Below are 26,269 nucleotides of genomic sequence, written 5' to 3'. Positions count from 1 at the left end.
AAGGGTGCCCCCATGTCCGCACCTTTCCCAACCCCTTTGCAGGTGCGCGTGCGCCGGGTGCTGGGCGTGACCGCCCAGGCCTGGGGCCTGTCGGAGCCGCGCGAAAGCGCCCGCGTGCTGGCGCTCGCCCCGGCACCCCGGGCTGCGCGCCGGCGCCGGGCCGTGGCGCGGGCGCCATTTTTCGCAATTTCCTACTGAACGACGACGAGGTCATCGCATGCAAGTGTTCTGGTTCATTCCCACCCATGGCGACAGCCGCTATCTGGGCACCACCGAAGGCGCGCGCCAGCTCAGCCACGACTACGTGAAGCAGGTGGCCGTCGCGGCCGACAGCCTGGGCTACGAAGGCGTGCTCATTCCCACCGGGCGCTCGTGCGAAGACCCGTGGGTGGTGGCGTCCAGCCTGGTGGCGGTGACGCGCCGCCTCAAGTTCCTGGTGGCCGTGCGGCCGGGCCTGCACCAGCCCAGCCTGGCCGCGCGCATGGCGGCCACGTTCGACCGGCTCTCGGGCGGGCGGCTGCTGATCAACCTGGTGACGGGCGGCGACCAGGTCGAGCTGGAAGGCGACGGCGTGTTCCTCGACCATGCGGCGCGCTACGAGCAGTCGGCCGAGTTCATCCGCATCTGGCGCGAGATCCTCACGCGCAGCCACGACGGCGGCACCTTCGATTACGAGGGCAAGCACCTCTCGGTCAAGGGCGCCAAGCTGCTGTTCCCGCCGCTGCAAAAGCCGTATCCGCCGGTGTACTTCGGCGGCTCCTCGGCCGCCGCGCACGACTTGGCCGCCGAACAGGTGGAGGCCTACCTGACCTGGGGCGAGCCACCCGCCGAAGTGGCCAAGAAAGTGGCTGATGTGCGCGAGAAGGCCGCGCGGCTGGGCCGCACGGTGAAGTTCGGCATCCGCCTGCACGTGATCGTGCGCGAGACCGATGCCGAGGCCTGGGCCGCGGCCGAGAGCCTCATCAGCCGCGTGAAGGACGAAACCGTGGTGCAGGCCCAGGCCGTGTTCGCGCGCATGGACTCCGAGGGGCAGCGCCGCATGGCCGCGCTGCATTCGGGCGGGGCCAGGCGCTCCCGGGCCGACCTGGAGATCAGCCCCAACCTGTGGGCCGGCGTGGGCTTGGTGCGCGGCGGCGCGGGCACGGCCCTGGTGGGCGATCCGCAGACCGTGGCTGACCGCATCAAGGAGTACGCCGCCTTGGGGATCGACACCTTCGTCATGTCGGGCTACCCGCACCTCGAAGAGGCGTACCGCTTTGCCGAGCTGGTGTTTCCGCTGCTGCCGCTGGCGTTGCAGGAAAAGCTCGCGGGCGGCGCGCCCGGCGGGCCATTCGGCGAGGTCGTGGGCAACCAGTACGCGCCGCGCGCGTCGCAAAGCTGAGCGGCGGGGCAGACCATGGCGATCCATTCCATCAACCATGTGCAACTGGCCTTTCCGGCGGGCGCCGAGGGCCAGATCCGCAACTTCTACAGCACGCTGCTGGGGCTGCCGGAATTGATCCACCCCATCGGCAGCACCCTGCGCTTTGCCGCGGGGGCGCAGCGCATCGAGCTGGTGCCCACCGAACGCTGGCAGCCGGCGCCTGCCGTGTCCCACCTGGCGTTCGAGGTGGAGAACCTGCCCGAGCTGCGCGGGCGGCTGCTGCAGGCCGAGCTGCCGCTGGTGGAGAACCGGGCGCTGCCCGGCTACCTGCGCTTTTATGTGAAGGACCCGGCGGGCAACCAGCTGGAGTTCCTCGAACCCGACAACGAACCGAGGTACGACGCATGACCGATACGGTACGAGAGCTGCAGGTCTCGCCCCTGCCCGAGTCGCCCGAAGGCCCGGCGGGCGCCTTGCCCGCGCCGCTGGTGCAGCTGGTGGCCGCCGTGTGGCGCCGCCTGCTGCCCTGGCTGGTGCCGGTCGCGCTGATCGCGCTGTGGCAGGTGGCGTCCGCCCTGGGGTGGCTGTCCACCCGCGTGCTGCCGGCGCCGCTGGACGTGGTCAAGGCCGCGTGGACGCTCACCGAATCGGGCGAGCTGTGGACCCATGTGAAGGTGAGCGCCAGCCGTGCCCTGGCGGGCCTGGCGATCGGCGGCGGCCTGGGGCTGGTGCTGGGGCTGCTCACCGGCTCGCTGCGGCTGGCCGAGACGCTGCTCGACTCCACCATCCAGATGGTGCGCAACATCCCGGCGCTGGCGCTCATTCCGCTGGTGATCCTGTGGTTTGGCATCGACGAGTCGGCCAAGCTGTTCCTCATCAGCGTGTCGGTGTTCTTTCCGATCTACCTGAACACCTTCCACGGCATCCGCAACGTGGACCCGGGCCTGATCGAGATGGGCCGAACCTACGGCCTGTCGCGCTGGCAGCTGTACCGCGAAATCATCCTGCCCGGCGCACTGTCGTCCATCCTGGTGGGCCTGCGCTTTTCGCTGGGGCTGATGTGGGTGATCCTGATCGTGGCCGAGACGATTTCGGCCCAGGCCGGCATCGGCTACCTGACCATGAACGCCCGCGAGTTCCTGCAGACCGACATCGTGCTGGTGGGCATCCTGCTGTATGCGCTGCTCGGCAAGCTGGCCGATGTGTTCGCCCGCGGGCTGGAGCACTGGTGGCTGCGCTGGCACCCCGGCTACCAGGCCAAGTCCTGAACCCGTCCGCCGTGCGCTCGACCGAAAGAAAGAAACCGCCCATGACCTTTTCCCATTCCCCCAATCGCCGCACGGTGCTGGCGGCGCTGGCTGCCACGGCCACGCTGGGCGGCACCGGGCTGGCCGCCGCACAAGGCGCTGCGCCGTCCGTGGTGCGCATCGGCTACCAGAAGTCGTCCACGCTGACCGCGCTGCTGAAAGTGCAGGGCACGCTGGAAAAGCAGCTCGCGCCGCTGGGTGTGCAGCCCGTGTGGCACGAGTTCACGAGCGGCCTGCCGCTGCTGGAGGCGCTCAACCTCGACAACCTGGACTTCAGCGCCGACGTGGCCGACACCGTGCCGGTGTTCGCCCAGGCCGCCGGGGCCCGCGTGACCTTCGTGGCACAGGAGGCACCGTCGCCCACGGCCCAGGCCATCCTGGTGCGGGCGGACTCGCCGCTCAAGACCGTGGCCGAGCTCAAGGGCAAGAAGGTCGGCTTCGCCAAGGCGGCGGGTGCGCACTACCTGCTGATCGCCGCGCTGGAGAAAGCCGGCCTGTCGTTCAAGGACATCGAGCCGGCCTACCTCACGCCCGCCGACGGCCGAGCCGCCTTCGAGCGCGGCGCCATCGATGCCTGGGTGGTGTGGGACCCGTTCCTCGCGGCCGCGCGGCAGCAGTCTGGCGCCCGGGTGCTGGCCGACGGCACGGGCCTGGCGTCGTACCAGCGCTACTACCTGGCCAGCACCCGGTTCGCCCAGGCGCGGCCCGACGTGCTGCGCACCCTGTATGCCGAACTGGAAAAGGCCGGCCGCTGGACCAAGGCCTACCCCAGGGAGGCCGCCGCGCTGCTGGCCCCCGTGTGGGGCCTGGATGCGTCCGTCATCGAGCAGGCCAACGGCCGCCGCAGCTATTCCGTGCGGCCCGTGGTGCCCGAAGGACTGGCCGAGCAGCAGCGCATCGCCGACGCCTTCTTTGCCGAGAAGCTGATCCCGCGCCGGGTGGATGCCCTGGCCGTTCCCCTGTTCAAGCCCGGAGCCTGATCCCATGCCTGACGCCCGACCTTCCTCTTCTGCATCCCCCGCCGGCGGCGTGCGCCTGCAGGCGCGCGGCCTGTCCAAGCGCTACGGCCAGCGCGAGGTGCTGCGCAACGCGCAGCTGGAAATCGAACCCGGCGAATTCATCGCCATCGTGGGCCGCAGCGGCTGCGGCAAGAGCACCTTGCTGCGGCTGGTGGCCGGGCTGGAGGCCGCCAGCAGCGGCACGCTCACCACCGACGGCCAAGCCGTGGCCGGCCTGCACGGCGACACGCGCATCATGTTCCAGGAAGCCCGGCTGCTGCCCTGGCGCCGGGTGCTCGACAACGTGACGATCGGCCTGCCCAAGGCCGCGCAGGCGCGGGGCCGCGAGGTGCTGGCGCAGGTGGGCCTGGCCGACCGCGAGGGCGAATGGCCGGCCCGGCTGTCGGGCGGGCAGCGCCAGCGCGTGGCCCTGGCGCGCGCCCTGGTGCATCAGCCGCGCCTGCTGCTGCTCGATGAGCCGCTGGGCGCGCTGGATGCGCTCACCCGCATCGAGATGCACCGCCTCATCGAGGGGCTGTGGCAGCGCCATCGCTTCACGGCGCTGCTCGTCACCCACGACGTGCAGGAGGCCGTGGCCCTAGCCGACCGCGTGGTGCTGATCGAGGACGGCCGCATCGCGCTGGACGAGCGCATCGACCTGGCCCGCCCTCGCTCGCAGGGCGATGCCGCCTTCGCCGCCATCGAAAAACGCATCCTCGACCGCGTGCTGCAAAAGCCCGACGCCGACCCGCCGGCCGATCCGGCCTGGCCCGGCATTCCCGCGCACGGGCTGCGCTGGGCGGTCTGAAACGACGCTTTCCATCGTTCCGTTCCCCTGATTTTCGATCCCACCGTTTTCCGTTCCCGGACTTTTCAAGGAGAAAACCATGTCCATCCAAGCCATCAACGTGCGCAATCAATTCAAGGGCAAAGTGCGCGAGATCGTCCGCGGCGACGTCGTGTCCGAGGTCGATGTCGAGACGCCCTGGGGCATCGTCACCTCCGTCATCACGACGCGCTCGGTCGATGAACTGAGCCTGGTCGTGGGCTCCGACGTCGTGGCGTTGGTCAAATCCACCGAGGTGTCGATAGCCAAGCTGTGAAGGGCATCGGGGCCAAAAACACCCCTGGCGCATGATTCACTAGGGCGTTGCGCTATAAAAAAAGTAGCATTTGTTTTCAAAGGCGGCTTGCGGGCCGCCTTTTTCATGGTGGGGCGATCCTGCTGGGGCGCGCGCTGCGGCACGGCGCCCGGCGTGTCCGCCTTCATCCGTGCGGGCGCTTTCCGACACCGTTGGGCGCGGCGCCTCGGTAGCGTCGAGGCCTGTTCCAACGAGGCACTCCCATGAATCCTTCTCCCATCGAATCATTCAAGCGGCTCCAGCGGTACGACGACCGGCGCCCCGGCTTCCAGGGCGAGCACTGGCTGGTGCTGGGCGCGGGCGCCGCGCTGCTGCTGGCCTCGCGCCGCAGCCCCTCGCCCTTGCGGCGCACCGTCGGCTCTGCGCTGGGCAGTGCGCTGCTGATGCGGGCCGCCAGCGGGCGCCAGGGCCTGGCCAGCGTCCTGCGGTATCTGCCGCTGGGCCGGCGCTGGTAGGGCGCAGCACGCCCGGCGCGGCCAAGCGAAGCGGCTGCCTCAGGCGCCTTCGTCCCGCTGCGAAGGCGCGGTGCGGCACAGGTAGTTCTCCAGCAAGGTGACCAGTTCCGGGGCGAAGCGGGGGTCGCCGAGCAACTTGGGCCGCTCCGCGGTCACGGTGTGCACGACCGCATGCGCGGCCACGCCCACCAGGTAGGTCGCCAGGTCCGGGTCCGGCACGTTCTGCATGAGAGGCCGGATCACCTCCAGGAATTCCCCGCGCAGCTGGTGCTTGTCTTCTTCCAGGCCGCGCACCGTGCGTGGCAGTTCGTCGTAGATGGCTTTGTGCACGGCGGGCGCGGCGCGGTGCTCCTCCACGATCATCTCGACGACCACCGTCAGCGCCTTTCGCAGGGAGGGCTGCTCCGGCAGGACCTGCAGCGCCTTGCGCAGGTCAGAGCGCGTCTCGACGGCATGCCGCCGCTGCAGTTCCGCGATCACTGCCTCCTTGTTCGGAAAGAACTGGTAGAGCGAGCCGATGTTCACGCCCGCGCGCTCGGCGATGGCATTCGTGGTGAATCCTGCCCAGCCCACCTTGGTCAAAATGTAAGTCGCGGCTTGCATGATGGCATCCACGGTGGCGCGCGAGCGCGCCTGGACCGGAATTTTGCGGGGCGTGGCAGCGGTTTTGCTTTTGCGCGGGGACGGCATGGGAACGCGAGTTTCGGAAATAAAAGCTTTAACTTACGATTTAAAGCATGAAAACACAAGACCTGCTGCATCCCTGGGATGCCTTCCAAGCCGCCAACCGCTTTCGCCGGGCGATCCGCCGATTCCGGCCGACACCGATTCCGGAAGCGGATGTCCGGGCCCTGCTGCGCGAGGCCACTTTCGCCCCGTCCAGCGGAAACATGCAGCCGTACGAGCTGCACTGGGTTCGCACCCCGGCCGTGAAAGCCCGCCTCGCGCAGGCCTGCAACGGGCAGAAGGCGGCGGCATCGGCCGCGGATTTCGTCGTCTTTGCCGCCAGTCCCGCCATCGGGCGGCGCACCGCCCAGGCGCAGCTCGACCATGTCGAACGATCGACCGTGCTGGGGCCGGAATCGAAGGCCTACCACCGCAAGCAGATCGGCATGTTCCAGCGGATCCTGGGTACGGGCTCGTCGGTGCTGTGGTCGCCATGGCTGCTGCTGGCCGCCTGGGCGCGCCCCACGCTGTCGCTGCTGCCCGTGGGGCACATCGGCGGGCGCCAGTGGGCCGCCCGCAATGCGATCTTTGCGGCCCAGACCCTGCTGCTGGCCGCGGCGGCGAAGGGCATCGATTCGTGCCCCATGGAAGGCTTCTCCGCGTCCGCGGCTGCCAAGCTGCTGGGACTGCCGCGCGGCACGGTCATCCCCCTCGTTGTGGCGCTGGGCTACCGCGCCGATGACGCCCGCGTCGAGGATCGCTGGCGCCTGCCTTTGGAAGAGTCGGTCTTCGCCCATTGACCGGCAGGGTGGGCAGGGTGACGCCACGCGGCCGGCATGCTCCGTGCCGTGCCAGGAGCCGGTCCGCCCGCCTTCGGGATGCTCGTCAGTATGGTCTATCGAAATTTCCAATAACGCATCCGTGTTGCGTTATTGGGTCTAGAATCTGCTGTTGCAACTCAGTTGCAGTAGTAAATAAATTCACCTTCGACCATCCTCATCCCCTTTTAAACTGCGGCACCTTTCCCTGTGATCCCGCCGTGGCGCTCTGCCCCGGCCGCCGGCCGCCGGCGGCCTTGGCATCCGCACGGCTCGCGCGCATCGGGGCCTGCCTTTTCCACCGTCCACGCCGGCCTGGCTCTCAAAGAGCCGCTCCCTGTCTTTTTCCATCCCATCATGCGACCGCTTTGCCCGACAGCTTCCCTCTGGTTGACCCCTTTGCTGGCGCTGTCCGCGCCCGGCGCCATGGCCCAGGAGGGCGGCAGCACCGCCGCGCTGCCCACGGTGGTCGTGAAGGAGCAAGCCACGCCGGGCGCGCTGGACCAGCCGGCCGAGGGCGCGTCCCGCCTGGGCCTGTCGGTGCGCGAAACGCCGGCGTCCATCGACGTGGTCTCGCGCCAGGTGCTGGGCGAACGCGGGCTGCGCACCGTCACCGAAGCGGCCCAGGCCGCCGCGGGCGTAACCGCCGGGGACTTTCCGGCCGAGCCCAGTGCGTTTTCGATGCGCGGCTTTGCCAACAGCCAGATCAACACGCTCTACAACGGCATCAAGATCGGTCCGCCCAACATGACCTCGCGCGTCATGGACACCGCCAACCTGGAGCGCATCGAATTCCTGAAAGGCGCGGCCTCCCTGATGTCGGGCGAGGGCGCCTCGGGCGGGGCGGTGAATTTCGTCACCCGCGCGCCGCACCGCGGCCCGGTCCAGACCGAGGTCGAGACGGCGGCCGGCTCGTTCGGCGAGCGCCGCGTCCGCATGGGCTCCGGCGGCACCACCGCCTGGAAGGACCTGGATTACCGCATCGACCTGAGCGGCTCGGACAGCGACGGCCCCGTGCAAGGCACCCATCAGCACAACCGCCACCTGTCGGGCGGGCTGGACTGGCATGTGCGCCCCGGCCTCAAGTTCTTCGTGGCGGCCGAGGTCAAGCGCGACCGGGGCAGCAGCTATTGGGGAACGCCGCTGGTTTCCGCCGCCGCGCCCGGCATCGAGCCCGAGGGCGGCGTGGTGTCCGGCACCTACACGTCGGGCTTCAACGGCAGCGTGCTCGGCCCGGTCGCGATCGACCGGCGCACGCTGCGCACCAATTACAACGTGCTGGACAACCGCAACGACGCGCGCGAAACCTGGCTGCGCACCGGCATGGACTGGCGCATCGACAGCGCCTTCACGCTGCGCACACAGATCTACCGGTACACAGCCACGCGCACCTGGTTCAACAACGAGATCGCCGCGTTCAACGCCGGCACCGGCCTGGTGGACCGTGAGCGCTTCTACGTGGCCCAGGACCAGACCTCGGTGGGCCAGAAGACCGAGCTGCAGTGGGACGGCCAGATCGCCGGCCGCGACAACCGCTGGGTGGCGGCGCTCGAATACAGCGACCTCGACCTGACCCGCCCCGGCGCGGCCAATTTTCCGGGTGACAGCGTGAGCCTGGTGAACCCCGATCGCGGCACCTACGGCCCGCTCACCCGGCAATGGCAGACGAGCGGCGTGCGCAACACGGTGCTCGCGCTGGAAGACCGGTTCTCGGTTGCGCCGGGCTGGACGCTGCTCGGCGGACTGCGGCACGAATCCATCGAGCTGTCGCGCACCTCCACCGATGCCGCCGGTGCGCCGCGCGCCGGTTTTCCGTTCGACAAGGACTGGCACCCGACCACGGGGCGCGTCGGCCTGACCTGGGCTCCAGCTGCCGGTACCACCGTGTATGGCCAGTACGCCACGGGCGCCGACGTGGCGGCCAACAACCTGTTCCTGCTGCGCGGCACGCAGCCGCTGGACCTGACCCGCACGCGCAATGTGGAGGCCGGGATCAAGCAGTCGTTCTGGCAGGACCGCGGCGAATGGACCTTCGCGGTGTACGACACCGAGCGCCGCAACGTCTATGCCGCGCAGGGCGGGCAGTCGCTGGCCGTGGCAGGGGCCCTGCAGTCGCGGGGCGCCGAGGCCTCGGTGGCGCTGCGGCCCGATGCGCACTGGAGCCTGTGGTCCAACCTGGCGCTGAACCGCGCGCGCTACCAGGACTACGCGCTGGCCGGTGGCGGCTCGCTCTCGGGCAACACGCCGCCCAACGCCCCGCGCGTGGTGGCCAATGCCGGCGTGGGCTACCGCTTCGTGGCCGGTGTGCCGGTGCAGGTGTCGGCCTCGCTGCGGCATGTGGGCGAGCGGTTCCACAGCGATGCGAACACCGTGCGGCTGGCGGCCTACACCGCGCTCGACGCTGCCGTGGCCGTGGACGTGGCCCGCGGCGTGCAGCTGACCCTGCGCGGGCGCAACCTGACCAACCGCGTGTACGCGGCCTGGGCCGATCCGTTCTACCCGGACCAGATCCTGCTGGGCGCCCCGCGCAGCTTCGAGCTGGCCCTGCGCTGGACGCTGTGACATGCACGCGCTGCTGCGGGCCGAGGGCCTGGGCTTTCGCACCCCGCAGGGGCGCCCGCTGCTGCACGGCGTGAACGCCTGCGCGGCCCGCGGCGAATGCGTGGCCCTGGTCGGCCCCAACGGCGCGGGCAAGAGCACGCTTTTGAGGCTGCTGGGCGCGCGGGCCGTGCCCACCGAGGGCCGGGTGAGCGTGCTCGGGCACGACCTGGCCGCCTGGCCGGCGCCCGAGCGTGCGCGGCACATCGCCGTGCTGGGGCAGACCGAAACCGCCGACCTCGCGTTCCGCGTGCACGATTACGTCGCCCTCGGGCGGCTGCCCCACCAGCACCATGCCGGCCGCGCGGAGCACGCGCGGGCGGTGGACGAGGCCCTGCACACCTGCGCGGTCGACTCCCTGGTGCACCGGGCGTTGTCCACCCTGTCGGGCGGCGAGCGCCAGCGCGTGCACCTGGCCCGCGCCCTGGCGCAGCAGCCCGCGCTGCTGCTGCTGGATGAGCCCACCAACCACCTCGACCTCGCGGCGCGTGCCGACCTGCTGGCCCTGGTGCGCGGGCTCGGCATCACCGTGGTGGCTGCGCTGCACGAGCTGGGCCTGGTGCCTTCGTTCGCCGACCGGGTGTGGATGCTGGACCGCGGCGCCCTGGTGGCCGACGGCCCACCCGATGAGGCGCTGAGCGCCGACCGCGTGGCCGCCGTGTTCGGCATGGAACTGGTTCACACGCGGCACCCGCGCCATGGCGGCACGCTGTGGTCGTTCGAGCGCAAGGTGGCGGCATGAGGCGCGCGCTGCGGCGGTGGGCGGCCGGCCGATCCCTGGCGCTGGCGGTGGCCGGCGTGCTGTGCGGCGCGGGCCCCGCGCTGGCGCAGGGCGCGGGCGCGGTGCCGGGTTTCCCCGTCACCGTGCCCAACTGCGGCGACACGCTGCGCATCGCCGCGCCGCCCCAGCGCATGGTCGTGCACGACCTGAACATGGTGGAGATGGCGATGGCGCTCGGGCTGCAGTCGTCCATGGTGGGCGTGACGGGCATCACCGGCTGGTACAAGACCGATGCGGCGTTCCTGCGCAGCCTGGGGGCCATTCCGGAGCTGGCCCCCAAGTACCCCACGCTGGAAACGCTGCTGGCCGCCAAGCCCGACCTGTTCTTCGCCGGCTGGTACTACGGCATGCAGCCTGGGGGCGAGGTGACCCCTGCCACCCTGGCGCCGCACGGCATCCAGACGCTGATCCTGACCGAAAGCTGCGCGCACACGCTCGGCGACAAACCGCGCGCCACGATGGACCTGCTGTACGGCGACCTGCTGCGCCTGGGCACCGTTTTCGGCCGCCGTGCCGAGGCCGAGCGGCTCATCGCGCAGTGGCGCGAGCGGGTCCGGGCCGCGACCCGGTCGCCGCTGCCGCAGCCGCCACGCGTGTTCGTCTACGACTCGGGCGAGGACAAGCCCTTCACCGCGGGCCGCGCCGCCATGCCCACGGCCCTGATCGAGGCCGCGGGCGGGCGCAACGTGCTGGGCGATGCCCCCATGAGCTGGGGCACCAGCGCCTGGGAGACGGTCGCAGCGAGCAACCCGCAGGTCATCGTCCTGCTGGACTACCAGAATGGCCAGGGCCCGGAACACCTTCAGCGCCTCCTGCAGGCGCACCCGGCCATGCGGCTGACCGACGCCGTGCGCCAGCGCCGCTTCGTCACGCTGCGCTATGCCGAGTTGACGCCCGGGCCCGCCAACATCGACGCCATCGAGAAGCTGGCCCGCGCCCTGAGGCAGGCACCATGACGCCGCCGGGGGCGAATGCCCGCACCGCGCGGCGCAGCGCGGTGCCTCTGCGGATCGCGCTGCGCCGCGCGGCGCCATGGGGGATCGCGCTGGCCCTGGCGCTGCTGGTCATGGCGTCGCTCACCGCGGGCAGCGCGCCCGTGTCGTGGCGCGAGGCGGTCGCGGCACTGGCGGGGCCCTGGGCCGGGGCGTTCGGCGCGCCCGCGGGTGACATGGCGCAGGCCATCGTGCGCGACCTGCGCCTGCCGCGCGTGGTGCTGGCGCTGCTGGTGGGCGCCACGCTGGCCCTGGTGGGCGGCCTGCTGCAAAGCACCACGCGCAACGACCTGGCCGATCCGTTCCTGTTCGGCCTGTCCTCGGGGGCTTCCACGGGCGCCGTGGCCGTCATCACGTTGACCGGCGAATGGCTGGGCGCCTGGACCTTGCCGGCCGCGACCTTCGCCGGGGCCGTGGTGGCGGCGGGCGCCGTGCTGCTGCTGGTGCGCCGCGCGGGCGGGCAGGGGCCTGCGCAGACGGTGCTGGCCGGGTTGGCGGTGTCGTTTCTGTTCGGCGCGCTGACGCACGGGCTGGTCTTTGCGGGCGATCAGCGCGCGGCGCATGCCGTGGTCTTCTGGTCGCTCGGCGGCCTGGGGCTGGCGCGGTGGGACAACCTGTGGCTGGCATGCCTGGGGCTGGCCGTGCCCATGGTGTTCGTCTGGCGCCGCCACCGCGCACTGGATGCGCTGCTGGCCGGCGACGACACCGCCCACAGCCTGGGCATCGCGCCCGAGCGGCTGCGCACGCAGGCCTTCGTGGTGGCCGCAGTGGCGACGGCCTGCTGCGTGGCGCTGGCCGGGGTGATCGGCTTCGTCGGCCTGATGGTGCCGCATCTGGCGCGGCGGCTGTCGGGGCCCCTGCATGCCGCGTTCCTGCCGTTGGCCGGGGTGATGGGGGGCGCATTGCTGCTGGCGAGCGATCTGGCGGCACGCACGCTGCTGGGCTCGCAGGAATTGCCGGTGGGCATCGTCACGGCTGGCATCGGCGCCGTGTTCGTGATGGCGCTGCTGCGGCGTCGGGTGGCGGACTGACATGGATCATCAGATGTTTTTGATCCTAAGTCATGGAAATATATTCTTTCTGGTTTGAAGGGCCGACTCCTAAGATCGCGGCAGCTTCCCTGAAAGGTGTTTTCCGTGATCCGACCGCTCTCCGTGGCAACCGACATTTCCCCAGGCCTTCCACGATCGGCTGACGCCTGGCCCGCAAGGGGCGGCGCATGAACTTTCAGCAACTGCGCTCCGTGCGGGAGGCCGTGCGCTGCGGCTTCAACCTGACCGAGGTGGCCGCCATGCTCTACACCTCGCAACCCGGCGTGAGCCGCCAGATCCGCGAGCTGGAGGAAGAGCTGGGCCTTGAAATCTTCGCCCGCGCGGGCAAGCGCCTCACCGGGCTCACGCCCCCCGGCGCCACGCTGCTGCCCATCGTCGAGCGGCTGCTTCTGGAGGCCGAGAACCTCAAGCGCGCCGGCCTGGACTTCAGCGCCGCGCAGGAAGGGCGCCTGTCCGTGGCGGCCACGCATTCCCAGGCGCGCTACGCCTTGCCCCAGGTGGTGCGCGACTTCCGGGCGCTGTACCCCCACGTGTCGCTGCACCTGCACCAGGGCTCGCCCCGCCAGGTGGCCGAAATGCTGCTGTCCGGCGAGGCCGACATCGGCGTGGCCACCGAGGCGCTGGCCGGTTACGACAGCCTGGTCACGCTGCCGTGCTACCGGTGGTCGCACAGCATCGTGGTGCCGCCGGGGCATGCGTTGCTGGACCAGGCCGAGCCCGTCACGCTGCAGCAGCTGGCGCGCTTTCCGATCATCACCTACGAGTTGGGCTACACCGGCCGCGCGCACATCGACGAGGCCTTCTCGCGCGAGGGCCTGACGCCTGACGTGGTGCTGACCGCCATGGATGCCGATGTGATCAAGACCTACGTGGAACTGGGCATGGGCGTGGGGATCGTCGCCTCCATCGCAGTGGACCCCGACCGCGACCGCCACCTGCGCATGCTGGACGCGCGCCACCTCTTCGAGGTCAACCTGACCCGCCTGGGCCTGCGGCGCGGCAGCTGGATGCGCGGCTATGCCTACCGCTTCATCGAGAGCTTCGTGCCCACCCTCACGCGCGAGGCGGTGGAAGCCGCCATGAAGGCGCCCGCGCCCTGAGCCGGGCGAAAGAGGGCCAGCCAGCGCTCAAGGCGGCGGGGCAGGCTGCGACAACACCCACAGCGCGAGGGCCCGCGCCTCGGGCTCGGTGATGCGGGCCTGGCGCGGCATGATCACGCGGCCCCAGGTGCCGACGCTGCCGTTGCGGATCTTGCCGGCCAGCCGGGCCGGCGCCTCCGGGTCGTTGCGGTAGCGCTCGGCGATCTGGGCGAACCCCGGCCCCACCTGCTTGCGGACCATGCCGTGGCAGGCCATGCAGCCATGCTCCTGAGCCAGGTGCCGATCCTCGGCGGCCTCGCCGGTGACGGCAACGCTCGCCAGCCACAGGCCCGCCAGCACCGTCACGGCCCCGTGCCAGCCCCGCCGCGGCCCGGTGGCCGGGCCTGCGGAACGGGGCAGGGTGCGTGGGGCCATGGCGGTGCGGAAAAGGGCGTGGGTCATGCCGTCGAGCATAGCGGTGCGCGCCCACGCACTTCCTTAGCTGTCCGGCCTGCCGTTTTGCGCATATCCAAACGCGTTCTTGTCGCTTGGGCCAGCGCGTCGGCCCCGATAGATTCGCTTCAAGCCCACCGCACGGCGCAGTGGGCACTCCAGCGAAAGGACGAGGGATGACGACTGCAGCACTGCGATTTCAACGCCACCTCCCGACATGGCGCGACGGCCTGTATGCCCTGGCATTGGGCGCGGCCATCGCGCTGTGCGGCACCGCCTTCGCGGCCACGCCGGTGCCGCAGGGTCCGCTGGTCACCACCGACTGGCTGGCGCAGAACCTGGACAACGCCAAGGTCCGCGTGATCGAGGTCAGCGTGAACCCCGGCCTGTACGAGCGCAGCCACGTGCCCGGCGCGGTCAACTTCTCCTGGCATTCCGACCTGAACGACAAGGTGCGCCGCGACATCGTGGGCAAGGAGGCATTCGAGGCGCTGCTGTCCAAAGCCGGCGTGGCACCGGACACCACGGTGGTGCTCTACGGCGACACCAGCAACTGGTTCGCTGCCTGGGGCGCCTGGGTGTTCGACATCTACGGCGTCAAGGACGTGAAGCTGCTGGACGGCGGCCGCAAGAAATGGGAGGCCGAGAACCGGCCGCTGAACAACCGGGTGCCCGAACCCGTGGCCACCACCTACCGCGTCGCCAGCGTCAACACCCAGCTGCGGGCCCGGCTGTCCGACGCGCTGGCGGTGGCCGAAGGGCGCAGCGATGCCCGGCTGGTGGACATTCGCTCGGCGGACGAATACACCGGCAAGGTCTTCGCCCCGGCCGGCGTGCCCGAGCTGTCGGTCCGCGCGGGCCACATTCCCGGCGCGGCCAATGTGCCGTGGGGCCAGGCGGTGCGCGAAGACGGCACGTTCAAATCGGCCGAAGAACTGAAGAAGCTTTACGCCGCCGCGGGCATCGACGGCAGCAAGCCGATCATCACGTACTGCCGCATCGGCGAGCGCTCCAGCCACACCTGGTTCGCGCTGAGCAAGATCCTGGGCTACGAGGTGCGCAACTACGACGGTTCGTGGACCGAATACGGCAACGCCGTGGGCGTGCCCATCACCAACCCGTCCGGCACCCTCTGGGCCGCCAAGTAGCGCCGGGCCAAAACAGTTTGTCAGTAGGGGGTCTCTTTTCAAGCCCGCCGCGTGCGGGCTTTTTTTTGTCCGGAGGTTTTGGCCATGCGCGTTGCGGGACTGTTTTCATGGGGACTGCTGGCCGCGGTGGGGGTTGCCGCCTTGGCGCTGCAGGGCCAGCCGGGCGGGCGCGCGCTGGCTTTCTCATTGGCGGTGGGCGCCGTGCTGGGCGTGGTGCTGCAGCGGTCGCGCTTTTGCTTTTATTGCCATGCCCGCGACTGGTTCGCCGACGGCAACCCGCGCGGCCTGCTGGCCCTGGTCCTGGCGCTGGCCGTGGGCACGGTGGGCTACACCGTCGTTCTGGGCAGCTGGGTGCCGGTGCCCACGGCCGGGCAATTGCCGGCGGACATGCACATCGGCCCGGTGAGCCTGGCCCTGGTGGCCGCGGGCCTGGCATTCGGCGCCGGCATGGTGGTGTCGGGCTCGTGCATCAGCGCGCACTGGTACCGGCTGGCGGAAGGCTCGCCTGTCGCGCCTTTCGCCCTGATCGGATCGGCCGGCGGGTTCATCCTGGGGTTTCGCACCTGGAACCCGCTGTACAGCGCCAGCGTGGCCGACGCACCGGTCGTGTGGCTGCCGGCGCACCTGGGCTACGGCGGCGCGCTGGCGCTGCAGCTGGGCGTGCTGGCGGCCATCGCCGCCTGGCTGTGGCGCGGATTCGCCCGCGAGGCGCCCGGGGCCGCCACCGCGCCCCCGGGCGTGCCAGGCCTGCGCGAGGCATGGCGGCGATTGTGGGCGGGCCGCTGGCCGTACTGGGCGGGCGGATTGGCGGTGGGGATCATCGGTGCCTTCGTGATCGTGCGCATGCGGCCGCTGGGTGTCACGGCGACGCTCGGCAGCGCGGCCCGCTCGCTGGCGCAGGGGCAGGGGTGGATCCCCGACCGGCTCGACGGCCTGGACAGCCTGGCAGGATGCGCCACGGCCCTGCAGGCGACCTGGCTCACGCCCAACGCGGTGCTGATCGGCGGGCTGGTCGCGGGCGCTTTCATCGCGGCGCTGGCCAGCGGCCAGTTCGCGCCCCGCTGGCCCAACGGGCGCGACGCCGTGCGGGGCCTGGGTGGCGGCGTGCTGCTGGGCTGGGGCGCGATGACCGGGCTGGGATGCACCGTCGGTACCCTGCTGTCGGGGGGCATGGCCGGCGCGCTGTCGGGCTGGGTGTTCGGGGCCGCGGTGTTCGTGGCGGTCTGGGGCGGGGTGAGGGCGCGGGCCTGGCGGGCGGGCCGGGCCGCCCGCTGATGCTCGAAGTGTTTTGGCCTCGATGCCGGCGGATTTCATAACTGTATTGCTACTAAATTTGTAGCAAATCACGTTTTTGTGACTTGTGGGGCCAGGTGTGCATCGCGGCACTGTCCGACGACAAAGGGCGTCTTGGCTGACGGAGGGCCGGGGCCCGGTCGAGCCACCATCGGCGGGTCGCCCGCGCCGCGGGCCCGCATCCGATTCAGGGAACGCATGGCATCCAAAGACAAAGAGAAAGAAAAAGACAAACCCGCCGGTCCGGCCGTGAGCGAGAAGGACATCAAGGCGCAGCGTGATCTGTGCGTGCTGGGACCGCACGGCGACCTGCGCCTGGCCTCGGTCACCATCGACGGCTATAGCCTGGAGCTGCGCGACGGCGACGGCTTTGTGGGCGACAACGCCAGCCGCACCGCGTTCCGCGAAATGCTCGATGCCTGGCGCAAGCTCTATACCGACATGGCCGGCAAGGACCCACTGGGCAGCAAGCCCACGCGCGAGATCAGCAAGCAGCGCCTGGACGAGTTGCTCGAAAAGGACGGCACCGCCGCCCGCGCCATCGAGGCTGCCTCGGAGGACTACGCGCTGCAGCTGTCCCACGTGGTGCAGTGCTTTCTCAGGCACAAGACGTGGCGCGGCGTGAAGCGCGTGATCATCGGTGGGGGCTTTCACCAGAGCGAAGTGGGCGAAAGGGCCATCGCCCGGGCCGCCGAAATCCTCAAGAAGGAAAAGACCTCCGTCGAACTGCGCACCCTGCACCACCACGCGGACGAGGGTGGCCTGATCGGCTGGGTGCACCTGGCGCCGCCGGCGCTGCTGCAGAGCTACGACGCCATTCTGGCTGTGGACATCGGCGGCACCAACGTGCGCTGCGGCATCGTGCAGACCCACCTGCACAGCGCGCCCGACATGTCCAAGGCCGAGGTGCTGATCCGCGAGAAGTGGGGCCATGCCGACGACGCCCCCAAGCGCGACGAACTGGTCGAAGGCATCGCGGAGATGCTGGAAGACCTGGTGGCTCATGCCGAGAAGGAAAACATCCGCCTCGCGCCCTACGTCGGCGTGGCCTGCCCGGGGCTGGTCTGCGAAGACGGGTCGCTGGCGGGCGGCACGCAGAACCTTCCGGGCAACTGGGAGAGCATCCGTTTTCACCTGCCGCGCGACCTGTGCGAGCGCCTGCCCTACATCGGCCAGGGCCGCACGCAGGTCTGCCTGCACAACGATGCGGTGGTGCAGGGCCTGTCGGAGCTGCCTTTCACCACCGACGTGAAACACTGGGCCGTGCTCACCGTGGGCACGGGCCTGGGCAACGCCAGCTACACGAACCGCGCGGACGGCTGAGCCGCAGGCCCGCCGCCGGGCGGGGCAGGGCGCGGAAGACCCGCAGGGCAGGGCAGGGCCGATCTCTGGCGCCTTGGGCGGGCGCCGCGCTGCCCAATAGGGTGGACCGCCCTCCGGCATGCCCCGAAACCTATAATCGACGTCCCCAGCCCTCGCCGGGACTTCATGGGCCTCACATGCGTTGAGGCACCTCGGCACCCCACCAGATTCCAAGATGAGCCAGCCCACTTCCAGCGTCGCAGACATCCGCAAGACTTTCCTCGACTTCTTCGCGTCGAAGGGCCACACCATCGTTCCGTCGAGCCCCCTCGTGCCGGGCAACGACCCGACGCTGATGTTCACGAACTCGGGCATGGTGCAGTTCAAGGACGTGTTCCTGGGCACCGACAAGCGTCCTTACCAGCGCGCCACCTCCGTCCAGGCCTGCCTGCGTGCGGGTGGCAAGCACAACGACCTGGAGAACGTGGGCTACACGGCCCGCCACCACACGTTCTTCGAAATGCTGGGCAACTGGAGCTTTGGCGACTACTTCAAGCGCGAATCGCTGAAGTGGGCCTGGGAACTGCTCACCGAGGTCTATCAGCTGCCGGCCGAACGCCTGCTGGCCACCGTCTACGAAGAGGACGACGAGGCCTACGACATCTGGACGAAGGAAATCGGCCTGCCGCCCGAGCGCGTGATCCGCATCGGCGACAACAAGGGCGGCCGCTACAAGTCCGACAATTTCTGGATGATGGCCGACACGGGCCCCTGCGGCCCCTGCAGCGAAATCTTCTACGACCACGGCCCCGAGATCCCCGGCGGCCCGCCCGGCAGCCCTGACGAGGACGGTGACCGCTTCATCGAGATCTGGAACAACGTGTTCATGCAGTTCGACATGGCCGAGGACGGCTCCGTCAAGCCGCTGCCCGCACCATGCGTGGACACGGGCATGGGCCTGGAGCGCCTGGCCGCCATCCTGCAGCATGTGCACAGCAACTACCAGATCGATCTGTTCGATGCGCTCATCAAGGCCGCGGGCCGCGAGACCCACACGGCCGATCTGTCCAACCCGTCGCTGAAGGTGATCGCCGACCACATCCGCGCGACCTCGTTCCTCATCGTGGACGGTGTGCTGCCGAGCAACGAAGGCCGTGGCTACGTCGAACGCCGCATCGTGCGCCGCGCCATCCGCCATGGCTACAAGCTGGGCCAGAAGACGCCTTTCTTCCACAAGCTCGTCAAGGACCTGGCCCAGCAGATGGGCGACGCCTACCCCAAGCTGCGCGAGCAGGAGCAGCGCATCACCGACGTGCTCAAGACCGAAGAGGAGCGCTTCTTCGAGACGCTGGCCAACGGCATGGAAATCCTGGACGCCGCCCTGGCCGGCGGCGCGAAGGTGCTGCCCGGCGATGTGGCCTTCAAGCTGCACGACACGTACGGCTTTCCGCTCGACCTGTCGGCCGACGTGTGCCGCGAGCGCGGCGTGACCGTGGACGAGGCCGGTTTCGCCGAAGCCATGAACAAGCAAAAGGCCCAGGCCCGCGCGGCCGGCAAGTTCAAGATGGACAAGGCGCTGGAGTACACCGGCGACGTCAACCGCTTTACCGGCTACGAGCAACTGGCCGAGAAGACCGCCAAGATCACTGCCATCTATGTGGACGGCGTCGGTGTGGCCGCGCTGCGCTCGGGGCAGGAGGGCGTCGTGGTGCTCGACACCACGCCGTTCTACGCCGAAAGCGGTGGCCAGGTGGGCGATCAGGGCGTCATCGCCAGCGGCTCGGCCCGCTTCGCGGTGGCCGACACGCTCAAGATCAAGGCCGACGTGTTCGGTCACCACGGTAGCCTGGAAGCGGGCACCCTGAACGTGGGCGACACCGTGACGGCCGAGGTGGACACGGCGCTGCGCGCCGCCACCATGCGCAACCACTCCGTCACCCACCTGATGCACAAGGCCCTGCGCGAAGTGCTGGGCAGCCATGTGCAGCAAAAGGGCTCGCTGGTGAACGCCGAGCGCACGCGCTTCGACTTTGCCCACAATGCCCCGGTGACCGATGCGCAGATCCGCGAGATCGAGCGCCGCGTGAACGAGGAAATCCTGGCCAACACCCCCACCGGCGCCCGCGTGATGGACATCGAGTCGGCCCAGAAGACCGGCGCCATGATGCTGTTCGGCGAGAAGTACGGCGAAAGCGTGCGGGTGCTGGACATCGGCACCAGCCGCGAACTGTGTGGCGGCACGCACGTGGCGCGTACCGGCGACATCGGGCTGTTCAAGGTCGTGGCCGAAGGCGGCGTGGCAGCCGGCGTGCGGCGGATCGAGGCCGTCACCGGCAGCAACGCGCTGGCCTATCTGCAGCAACTCGAAGACACCGTGACCCGTGCGGCCAGCGTGCTGAAGGCACCGGTGGCCGAGCTGAACGGCCGCATCGGCCAGACGCTGGACCAGGTGAAGGGGCTGGAGCGTGAAGTGGCCGCACTCAAGGGCAAGCTCGCTTCGGCGCAGGGCGACGAGATGCTCGCCCAGGCGGTGGACATCAAGGGCGTGAAGCTGCTGGCGGCCCAACTGCCCGGCGCGGATGCCAAGACCCTGCGCGATACCATGGACAAGCTCAAGGACAAACTCAAGTCCGCCGTGATCGTGCTGGCGGCCGTCGATGGCGACAAGGTTCAGCTGGCGGCCGGCGTGACCGCCGACAGCGTGGGCAAGGTCAAGGCCGGCGAGCTGGTCAACTTCGTGGCCCAGCAGGTCGGCGGCAAGGGCGGCGGCAAGCCTGACATGGCCATGGCCGGTGGCACCGATGCGTCCGCGGTGCCCGCGGCGCTGGCATCCGTGCAAGGCTGGGTGGGCGAACGCCTCTGATTTTCAGGGCGCCGCAAAAACAAAGGCCCGCATCGCGGGCCTTTGTTGTTTGGCCAGCCGCAGGGCCGGCCGGTCAGAACAGTTCGACGTCGTCGTTGGACACCTTGGTGTGCAGGTGGCCCTGGTCGATCAGCTCGTCGTAGTAGCACACCCGGTTGCGGCCGTTTTCCTTGGCGAAGTAGAGGGCCTGGTCGGCCTGGCCCAGGATTTCGACCGGCGCACCGCGGTCGGTGCACACGAAGCCCAGGCTGACCGTGACCCGGCCCACCTGCGGAAAGTTGTACTCCTGCACCGCCAGGCGGAAGCGGTTGAACACCTTGTGCGCGGTCGACAGCGTGGTCGAGCGCAGCAGCACCACGAACTCCTCGCCCCCGAAACGGAAGATGCGGTCGTGGCTGCGGAAGGATGAGCGCAGGATGTTGGCGATCAGGATCAGCACTTCGTCGCCATACAGGTGGCCGAAGCGGTCGTTGACCTGCTTGAAGTGGTCGATGTCCACCACCGCCAGCCACTGCTGCAGCGGCTCGCTGGTGTCGGCACCGTCTCCGTCCGCGAGCATCTCGTCGGCCGCGATTCGCACGCTGCCGGACACGCCCGCGCGGCGCGCGAACTGCTCGTCGAAGGTCTTGCGGTTGAACAGCCCCGTGAGCGCATCGCGCTCGCTGTAGTCCAGCAGGCTCTGGTAGTTCTGGTAGACGTAGAAGACGCTCTGGATCACGTCCAGCTTGTGCACCGAGAACGGCCGCGACTGCGTCACCTCGATGCAGGCGTGCACCTCGTCGTGCATCCACACCGGCATCCACAGCGTGTGCTCGCCCTTGCGCAGCGAATGCAGCGCGCGCCGCTCCTTCTGCAAGATGCACTCGTGCAGCGCGGCGTATTGGGTGAGGGGCTCGCGGCGGGAATCGGCCGCCGCTTCGGAGTTGGTCGACACCATCTGGCCCTGGTCGCACCAGGTGCGCGGCCGCACGTATGGAATGCCATCGTCCTTGAAGATTTCGAGCGCACGCACCGCCTTGATCGCGGGCAGCTTCTGGAGCGTGGAGAGCACCGACACCTCCAGCCGAAGATGGTCGCGGTGGCCGGTCATTTCGACCAGGTTGTCGAGAATGGGCTTCATGGATGCGTCGATTCTGCAGTCATGCGGTCAACTTCGGCGCACGAACACCACGTCCCATACACCGTGCCCCAGGCGCAGGCCACGGTTTTCGAACTTGGTGAGGGGGCGGTAGTCGGGCTGCGGCGCGTAGCCGTCAGCGGTATTGGCCAATTGGGGCTCGGCCGACAGCACCTCCAGCATCTGTTCGGCGTACGGCTGCCAGTCCGTCGCGCAATGCAGGTAGCCGCCCGGCTTGAGCCGGGCCGCCAGCTTGGCCACCAGCGGCGGCTGGATCAGGCGGCGCTTGTTGTGCTTTTTCTTGTGCCACGGATCGGGAAAGAAGATGTGGATCCCATCCAGCGTGCCGGGCGGCACCATGTGGTCGATCACCTCGACCGCGTCGTGCTGCAGGATGCGGATGTTGGCCAGGCCCTGCTCGCCAATGCGTTTGAGCAGCGCGCCCACGCCGGGCTCGTGCACCTCGCAGCACAGGAAGTTGTCCTGCGGGCGCACGCCGGCAATGTGCGCGGTGGCCTCGCCCATGCCGAACCCGATTTCCAGCACCAGCGGGGCGCTGCGGCCGAACACGGCGGGTGCGTCGATGGGTTGGGGTGCGTAGTCCAGCACGAAGCGGGGGCCCAGCTCTTCGAAGGCCTTGGCCTGGCCGGTGGTGGTGCGGCCTGCGCGGCGCACATAGCTCTTGATGGTCTTGGGATAGGGGACGTCGGCGGGGGCACCGCCGCCCGCGCGCGCAGGGCGCTGCTCGGGGGGATTCGTCGGGCCGGCATCGGCCAGGGGCAATTGCGTTTCTGTCACGGTGAGCGATTGTAGATTCCGGACCATGCCCGCGCCCAGAGCGCCAGCGCATGGCCGACCGGGGTGTCGTTTGGCCGCACCAGCGGCGGCAGGCCCAACTGGTGCGCGGCGGCGGCCAGCGCCTTGACGGGTTCGCGCGTGTCCACCGGCGGCGCGCCGTGCTGCTTGGAGAGCTTGGCACCGTCGGGCGCATACACCAGCGGCGTGTGCAGGTAGCGCGGCGTGGTCAGGCCGAGGGCGTGCTGCAGCAGGATCTGGCGCGGCGTGTTGTCGGCGAGGTCTTCCCCGCGTACGACGTGCGTGATGCCCTGGTCGGCATCGTCCACCACCACGGCGAGCTGGTAGGCCCACAGTCCATCGGCGCGGCGCAGCACGAAGTCGCCGACCGTGCCCGCCACGTCCTGCGATTGCACGCCCAGCCGGCGGTCTTCCCATACCACGCCGTCCCGCGCGACCGAAGGCCTCGCATCGCGCTCGCACGGCCCTGAACGGGGCGGTAATTTTTTCTGAATTTCCGATGCGCGGAACCGCCAGGACCGTGCCGGCCGACCCTGCAGCCCGCCGCGGCAGGTGCCGGGGTAGGGCAGTTCCACATGGGGTTGGCGCACATGGCCGAGCCGGGCCTGGGCCTGCTCGATGTCGCTGCGCGAGCAGGCGCAGGGGTAAGCCTGTCCCTGGGCAAGCAGGCGGTCCAGCGCTTGCTGGTATGGCAGGCCACGCTCCGATTGCCGCATCACCGGACCATCCGGCAGCAGGCCGCAATCGGCCAGCTGGGACAGGATGATGGCGTCGGCCCCGGGCGCGCAGCGCGGGGTGTCGACGTCTTCGATGCGCACCAGCCATTGCCCGCCGCGCCCCCCGTGCGCCGAGCGCGCGTCCAGCCAACTGGCCAGCGCCGCCACCAGCGAGCCCGCATGCAGCGGGCCCGTGGGCGACGGCGCGAAACGGCCGATGTAGCGGGAGAGGGCGCCCAGCGTCATGCCACCGCGAGGGCGAGTTCCAGTCCAGAAACGAACGCATCTTCCAGGCGATGGCCCAGGCACCAGTCGCCGCACAGGCCGATGCCGGCCTTGGCATCCCACAGGTGCGAGCGGCCCAGCGGCGCGAGCGTTTGCGCATAGCGCCAGCGGCAGACCTCGGCGTGCGCGGGTTCGGCGCGGATGCCGGTCACTTCGGAGAACGCTTTGGTGAGCTTGGCCTGCACCCGGGCTTCGCCGTCCTCCAGGTGCTCCCGCGACCACGCGGGGCTGGCCTGCACGGTCCAGCGCTCCACCGGGCCGCGCCCGGGCTTGGAGGACTCGCGCGCCAGCCAGGCGATGCGGTGGTGGGTGCTGCGCGCCGCGTTCCACTGCGGTCCCAGCGTGGTCAGGCCCGGCCGCACCGCCTGGGGAAACGCCAGCATGAGCGTCCAGCAGGGGGCGATGGTGACCTGGGCCAGCGGTGCGTGCAGCGACGGCGCAACGGTCGTGCCCGACGCGGTGCCGGAGGCCTGCAGCAGCGCCAGCGCCGGCACCGAGGGTTGCGCGAGCAGCACCGCGTCGAACCCCGCGTGCACCTGCGCCGCGCCATCGGGCGACTCGGTGCGCAGTTGCCAGCGCTTGCCGTCCATGGAGTCGCGTTCGATGCGGGTCACGCGGCAGCCGGTGAGCAGGCGGCCCGCCTGCGACAGCGGCCGCGACCACGCATCCACCAGCGATTGCATGCCAGGGCTGGCAACCCAGTGCGGCTCACCGGGCGGGGGTGCCGCGGCGGCCACGCGGCCAGCCGCGTCGAGCACGCGCACGGTGTTGGCGCTCCAGGGCCGGCACAGGCCGGGCACGGTTTCCAGGGCCCGTTCGAAGCGCGAGTCGCGCACGGTGAAATACTGCGCGCCGGCATCGAAGCTGCCGAAGGCCGTATCCAGCGTGGTGGTGCGTCCACCGGCATGGGGGGCCTTCTCGAACACCGTGACCTCATGGCCTGCCTGGACCAGCGTGCGGGCGCACACGATGCCCGCCATGCCGGCACCGATGACGGCGAAGCGGCGGGCCTGCGCCGAGGGCGGCGTCTGGGGGGATGGGGTCTCCGTGGAGGGGCTGCGTCGCAGCCGTTGCTTGGATCGTTGGGCAGGTGCTGGGGGCATGGGGCCGAGCCTTTCGGAAGCGAAGTTCAGGAGCAGTGAAACAAGGCCCACTCTACACGCGCCGCCCTTGGCCGCGCGGCTTCGTGCGCTAGAAATGATGATGGTTTTCGAGCAGTGCCTTGCGCGTGGCGGGGCTTTGCAGTTGGGACAGCCACCACTGCAGCGCCCGGCCCGGCGCGCTGTGGCCCGGTCCGCCCCAGGCGTAGTGCAGCTGCACGTTGCGCCGTGCGCGGGCCACCCGGCGTGTCACGAGGCGCCCCGCCTCCAGATAGGGCCGGGCCATGGGCTCTGGGATGAACCCGCCGCCCAGCCCGCGCAGCTGCGCCTGCAGCTTGGCCTGCATGCTGTCCACGGTGAAGACATCCTGCCCCCCGAGCAGGCCCATGGTCACGCTGCCGCGCTGCGCGGAATCGGCCACGGCCACGGCGCGGTGCATGCGCAGCACGGTGTCGGTGATGGGCTCCTGCGCAGCGGCCAGTGGGTGGTGGGGCGCGATGGCGTAGAGAAACTCCACCTCTCCCATCGTCTCCTGCTGCAGGCCGGAAACGGTGGAGGCGTTGACCGCCACGCCGATGGCCAGGTCGGCCCGGCCCGAGGTCAGCATCTCCAGCGTGCCCGACAGGATGCCGGTGCGCAGCTTGAGCCGCGTGGGCGGCTCCATGGCGTAGAACGCCTCGGTCAGCTCCAGCAGGGTGGTGGGCGAGATGATGCCGTCCACGCTGATGGTCAGCTGCGGCTCCCACCCCGTAGCGACGCGGCGAACGCGGTGCGCCACCGCGTCCACTTCTTCGAGCAGCCGAGCGCCTTCGCGCAGCAGTTCGGTACCGGCCTCCGTCGGGCGCGCCTGCCGCGCGCTGCGGTCGAACAGCAGCACGTCGAGGGCGTCCTCGATCTGGCGCACGCGGTAGGTGAGGGCGCTGGGCACCAGTCCCAGCCGACGCGCCGCCGCGGCGAAGCTGCCGGTGTCGGCAATGACCTGCAGCATCGCCAGGCTGTCGGGGGTCAGAGCATCGCGGGCGTTTTGCATGTTGGGTGCGGCTGGGCTTCAAAGATTTTGAATGATGCCTTCAATCCGCTTGGGCTTGCAAGCCGCACCCTGCTCCTAAAGTCGCTGCACCGAATGAACACCTGCTGCCCATGCTGACCGTCCGAAAATCCCAAGACCGGGGCCATGCCGACCATGGCTGGCTGCAGTCGTACCACAGCTTTTCGTTCGCCGGCTACTACGACCCCCGCTACATGGGCTATGGCAGCCTGCGCGTCGTCAACGAAGACCGCATCGCGCCAGGCACCGGCTTCGGCACCCACGGCCACCGCGACATGGAAATCCTGAGCTACGTGTTGTGCGGCGAACTGGCGCACAAGGACAGCCTGGGCAACGTGCGGGGCATTCCCCAGGGCGACGTGCAGCGCATGAGCGCCGGCACCGGCGTGACGCACAGCGAGTTCAACCATGCCCCCGGGCGCTCCACCCATTTCCTGCAGATCTGGCTGGAGCCCGATGCCCGCGGCATCGCCCCGGAATACGAGCAAAAGACCTTCGCCGATGCGGACAAGCGCGGCGTGCTCCGGCTGCTGGCCTCGCCCGATGGCGCGTGTGGCTCGCTCACCGTCCACGCGGATGCCCGGCTGTACGCCGGCCTGTTCGATGGGTCGGAGGCCGCCACGCTGGCGCTGCCACCCGGCCGCAAGGGCTACGTGCAACTGGTGCGCGGGGCGCTGCAGGTCAACGGGCTTGACCTGGCGGCCGGCGACGCGGCCTTTGCCGAGCAAGAGCCCCTGCTGGCGTTCGGGCAGGGCACGCAGGCGGAAGTGCTGGTGTTCGACCTGGCGGCCTGAGAATCGGCCGACTTTCGTTTTCTTTTTCTCCCTGTCCCCTCTCTTTTTTCTTTATCCAACCACCCGTTCGAGGAGTTCTTCAT

Annotated in this window: 26 protein-coding genes; 19 read left to right on the top strand and 7 right to left on the bottom strand. The window is 69.7% G+C overall.

Annotated features, from left to right (window positions below; translation table 11 throughout):
• The first annotated feature begins 12 nt into the window (after positions 1 to 12).
• From AVME950_RS20555 to AVME950_RS20520, 8 genes are all read left to right on the top strand, one after another.
• Positions 13 to 198 (top strand): hypothetical protein, encoded by a 186-nt coding sequence (locus AVME950_RS20555; protein ID WP_284431216.1) that lies wholly within the window; start codon positions 13 to 15, stop codon positions 196 to 198.
• A 19-nt stretch (positions 199 to 217) separates the two neighbouring features.
• Positions 218 to 1,381 (top strand): FMNH2-dependent alkanesulfonate monooxygenase, encoded by a 1,164-nt coding sequence (gene ssuD / locus AVME950_RS20550; RefSeq protein WP_284425656.1) that lies wholly within the window; start codon positions 218 to 220, stop codon positions 1,379 to 1,381.
• A 15-nt stretch (positions 1,382 to 1,396) separates the two neighbouring features.
• Entirely contained in the window at positions 1,397 to 1,771 is a 375-nt protein-coding gene (locus AVME950_RS20545) for a VOC family protein (protein WP_284399990.1), read from the top strand.
• Entirely contained in the window at positions 1,768 to 2,631 is an 864-nt protein-coding gene (gene ssuC / locus AVME950_RS20540; RefSeq protein WP_272569330.1) for an aliphatic sulfonate ABC transporter permease SsuC, read from the top strand. The genes AVME950_RS20545 and ssuC overlap by 4 nt, the downstream gene beginning before the upstream one ends.
• A gap of 41 nt (positions 2,632 to 2,672) precedes the next feature.
• Complete coding sequence (locus tag AVME950_RS20535; RefSeq protein ID WP_284431215.1) at positions 2,673 to 3,650, top strand: aliphatic sulfonate ABC transporter substrate-binding protein; 978 nt, start codon at positions 2,673 to 2,675, stop codon at positions 3,648 to 3,650.
• A 4-nt stretch (positions 3,651 to 3,654) separates the two neighbouring features.
• The gene (locus AVME950_RS20530; protein WP_284425653.1) at positions 3,655 to 4,476 is read left to right on the top strand and encodes an ATP-binding cassette domain-containing protein; all 822 of its coding nucleotides are present in this window, start codon (positions 3,655 to 3,657) and stop codon (positions 4,474 to 4,476) included.
• Positions 4,477 to 4,555: 79 nt separating this feature from the next.
• Entirely contained in the window at positions 4,556 to 4,771 is a 216-nt protein-coding gene (locus AVME950_RS20525) for a TOBE domain-containing protein (protein ID WP_092743710.1), read from the top strand.
• 242 nt (positions 4,772 to 5,013) lie between these two features.
• On the top strand, positions 5,014 to 5,265 hold the full coding sequence (locus tag AVME950_RS20520; RefSeq protein WP_284431214.1) for a hypothetical protein: 252 nt from the start codon (positions 5,014 to 5,016) through the stop codon (positions 5,263 to 5,265).
• Positions 5,266 to 5,304: 39 nt separating this feature from the next.
• On the opposite strand, the gene AVME950_RS20515 is transcribed toward AVME950_RS20520, so the two are convergent.
• Positions 5,305 to 5,868: a TetR/AcrR family transcriptional regulator gene (locus AVME950_RS20515; protein WP_284431213.1), complete on the bottom strand. Its 564-nt coding sequence runs from the start codon at positions 5,866 to 5,868 to the stop codon at positions 5,305 to 5,307.
• Positions 5,869 to 6,002: 134 nt separating this feature from the next.
• On the opposite strand from AVME950_RS20515, the gene AVME950_RS20510 reads away from it, so the two are divergent.
• The 6 genes from AVME950_RS20510 (at position 6,003) to AVME950_RS20485 (ending at position 13,272) form a co-directional block, all read left to right on the top strand.
• The gene (locus tag AVME950_RS20510; RefSeq protein ID WP_284431212.1) at positions 6,003 to 6,731 is read left to right on the top strand and encodes a nitroreductase family protein; all 729 of its coding nucleotides are present in this window, start codon (positions 6,003 to 6,005) and stop codon (positions 6,729 to 6,731) included.
• Between the two features lie 408 nt (positions 6,732 to 7,139).
• On the top strand, positions 7,140 to 9,311 hold the full coding sequence (locus AVME950_RS20505) for a TonB-dependent receptor (protein ID WP_284431211.1): 2,172 nt from the start codon (positions 7,140 to 7,142) through the stop codon (positions 9,309 to 9,311).
• Between the two features lies 1 nt (position 9,312).
• Positions 9,313 to 10,089, top strand: a complete 777-nt coding sequence (locus AVME950_RS20500) for an ABC transporter ATP-binding protein (RefSeq protein ID WP_284431210.1) — start codon at positions 9,313 to 9,315, stop codon at positions 10,087 to 10,089.
• Complete coding sequence (locus tag AVME950_RS20495; protein ID WP_284431209.1) at positions 10,086 to 11,084, top strand: ABC transporter substrate-binding protein; 999 nt, start codon at positions 10,086 to 10,088, stop codon at positions 11,082 to 11,084. Before AVME950_RS20500 ends, AVME950_RS20495 begins: the two co-directional genes overlap by 4 nt.
• Positions 11,081 to 12,151: a FecCD family ABC transporter permease gene (locus tag AVME950_RS20490; protein ID WP_284431208.1), complete on the top strand. Its 1,071-nt coding sequence runs from the start codon at positions 11,081 to 11,083 to the stop codon at positions 12,149 to 12,151. The genes AVME950_RS20495 and AVME950_RS20490 overlap by 4 nt, the downstream gene beginning before the upstream one ends.
• Before the next feature lie 188 nt (positions 12,152 to 12,339).
• Positions 12,340 to 13,272 carry a CysB family HTH-type transcriptional regulator gene (locus AVME950_RS20485; protein WP_284414432.1) on the top strand — a complete coding sequence of 311 codons (933 nt, stop codon included), beginning with the start codon at positions 12,340 to 12,342 and terminating at the stop codon, positions 13,270 to 13,272.
• 27 nt (positions 13,273 to 13,299) lie between these two features.
• Here the strand turns inward: AVME950_RS20485 and AVME950_RS20480 are convergent, their stop codons facing one another.
• A complete protein-coding gene (locus AVME950_RS20480; protein WP_349817243.1) occupies positions 13,300 to 13,686 on the bottom strand; it encodes a c-type cytochrome in 387 nt (128 codons plus the stop codon).
• 194 nt (positions 13,687 to 13,880) lie between these two features.
• On the opposite strand from AVME950_RS20480, the gene AVME950_RS20475 reads away from it, so the two are divergent.
• The 4 genes from AVME950_RS20475 (at position 13,881) to alaS (ending at position 20,310) form a co-directional block, all read left to right on the top strand.
• Positions 13,881 to 14,852 (top strand): sulfurtransferase, encoded by a 972-nt coding sequence (locus AVME950_RS20475; protein WP_284425646.1) that lies wholly within the window; start codon positions 13,881 to 13,883, stop codon positions 14,850 to 14,852.
• Between the two features lie 84 nt (positions 14,853 to 14,936).
• Entirely contained in the window at positions 14,937 to 16,127 is a 1,191-nt protein-coding gene (locus AVME950_RS20470) for a YeeE/YedE family protein (protein ID WP_284431207.1), read from the top strand.
• A gap of 216 nt (positions 16,128 to 16,343) precedes the next feature.
• On the top strand, positions 16,344 to 17,468 hold the full coding sequence (locus AVME950_RS20465; RefSeq protein ID WP_284431206.1) for an ROK family protein: 1,125 nt from the start codon (positions 16,344 to 16,346) through the stop codon (positions 17,466 to 17,468).
• A gap of 214 nt (positions 17,469 to 17,682) precedes the next feature.
• Entirely contained in the window at positions 17,683 to 20,310 is a 2,628-nt protein-coding gene (alaS, locus tag AVME950_RS20460; RefSeq protein ID WP_284431205.1) for an alanine--tRNA ligase, read from the top strand.
• 73 nt (positions 20,311 to 20,383) lie between these two features.
• Here alaS and AVME950_RS20455 read toward each other — a convergent pair whose 3' ends face one another.
• The 5 genes from AVME950_RS20455 to AVME950_RS20435 all read right to left on the bottom strand — a co-directional run bounded on the left by AVME950_RS20455 (position 20,384) and on the right by AVME950_RS20435 (position 25,374).
• Positions 20,384 to 21,430 carry a GGDEF domain-containing protein gene (locus AVME950_RS20455; protein WP_284431204.1) on the bottom strand — a complete coding sequence of 349 codons (1,047 nt, stop codon included), beginning with the start codon at positions 21,428 to 21,430 and terminating at the stop codon, positions 20,384 to 20,386.
• A 27-nt stretch (positions 21,431 to 21,457) separates the two neighbouring features.
• Entirely contained in the window at positions 21,458 to 22,252 is a 795-nt protein-coding gene (gene trmB / locus AVME950_RS20450) for a tRNA (guanosine(46)-N7)-methyltransferase TrmB (RefSeq protein ID WP_284431203.1), read from the bottom strand.
• On the bottom strand, positions 22,222 to 23,205 hold the full coding sequence (gluQRS, locus tag AVME950_RS20445; protein WP_284431202.1) for a tRNA glutamyl-Q(34) synthetase GluQRS: 984 nt from the start codon (positions 23,203 to 23,205) through the stop codon (positions 22,222 to 22,224). Before gluQRS ends, trmB begins: the two co-directional genes overlap by 31 nt.
• The gene (locus tag AVME950_RS20440) at positions 23,202 to 24,347 is read right to left on the bottom strand and encodes an NAD(P)/FAD-dependent oxidoreductase (protein ID WP_284431201.1); all 1,146 of its coding nucleotides are present in this window, start codon (positions 24,345 to 24,347) and stop codon (positions 23,202 to 23,204) included. The genes gluQRS and AVME950_RS20440 overlap by 4 nt, the downstream gene beginning before the upstream one ends.
• 88 nt (positions 24,348 to 24,435) lie before the next feature.
• Positions 24,436 to 25,374 carry a LysR family transcriptional regulator gene (locus AVME950_RS20435; protein ID WP_272569350.1) on the bottom strand — a complete coding sequence of 313 codons (939 nt, stop codon included), beginning with the start codon at positions 25,372 to 25,374 and terminating at the stop codon, positions 24,436 to 24,438.
• 110 nt (positions 25,375 to 25,484) lie between these two features.
• On the opposite strand from AVME950_RS20435, the gene AVME950_RS20430 reads away from it, so the two are divergent.
• Positions 25,485 to 26,186 carry a pirin family protein gene (locus AVME950_RS20430; RefSeq protein ID WP_284431200.1) on the top strand — a complete coding sequence of 234 codons (702 nt, stop codon included), beginning with the start codon at positions 25,485 to 25,487 and terminating at the stop codon, positions 26,184 to 26,186.
• Positions 26,187 to 26,269 lie beyond the last annotated feature (83 nt).

The organism is Acidovorax sp. SUPP950, from assembly GCF_030158935.1.
In the GTDB taxonomy this organism is placed as follows: Bacteria; Pseudomonadota; Gammaproteobacteria; order Burkholderiales; family Burkholderiaceae_C; genus Paracidovorax.
This window is presented reverse-complemented; position numbering and strand designations above follow the sequence as displayed.